This window comes from Methylosinus sp. Sm6 (assembly GCF_019802345.1).
Lineage (GTDB): Bacteria > Pseudomonadota > Alphaproteobacteria > Rhizobiales > Beijerinckiaceae > Methylosinus.
The window spans coordinates 1-677 of record NZ_JAINDZ010000130.1 but is presented as its reverse complement, the minus strand read 5'-3'; the positions used below and the strand labels follow the sequence as shown (position 1 = coordinate 677).

1 protein-coding gene is annotated in these 677 nt (G+C 66.0%); it reads right to left on the bottom strand.

Annotated elements, in window-relative coordinates; all coding sequences use genetic code 11:
* Positions 1-677: condensation domain-containing protein (locus tag K3F48_RS23890; protein ID WP_222577928.1), on the bottom strand; the 677-nt coding region annotated here is incomplete at both ends.

The window sequence follows — 677 nt, the reverse complement described above, 5'->3', positions numbered from 1 at the left end:
ACGCCGACGAGGCTCTCCGCTGCGACGCCGAGCCGCCGCAGCCGCCGCGCCAGACGATTCGCGCGCGCGTTCAGCTCGCCATAAGTCAGATCATTCCCTTCAAAGCGCATCGCGATCGCGTCCGGACGTCGCGCCGCCTGCGCCGAAAACATCTCGTGCAGACGAAGATCCGGATAGGGAGCCGATGTTTCGTTCAGCTCCACGACGAGACGGCGCCGCTCGGCTTCGCCCAAAAGCGCGAGCGCGTCGATGCGCTCCTGCGGATGCGCGACGATCCCTTTCAACAATAGCGAATAATGTTCCGCCAGACGCGCGATCGTCGCGGCCTCGAACAGCGATGTCGCATATTCGAAGCCGCCCTTCAGCCCGTCCTCGCTCTCCGCCAGCGCCAGCGTCAAATCGAACTTCGACGTCACGCTCGGCGTCGTCAGCGCCTCTATGCGCAGGCCCGGCAGCGTCAGCTCGCGGCTCGGCGCGTTCTGCAACACGAACATCGCCTGAAACAGCGGGCTGCGGCTCATGTCGCGAACGGGGCGCAGCTCCTCCACGAGGCGCTCGAATGGCGCATCCTGATGCGCCTGCGCGCCCAGCGTCATATCCCGCACGCGCTTCAGCAAGGCGACGAAGCTCGGCCGCCCGGAGAGATCCGCGCGCAGCGCCAGCGTGTTCACGAAAAA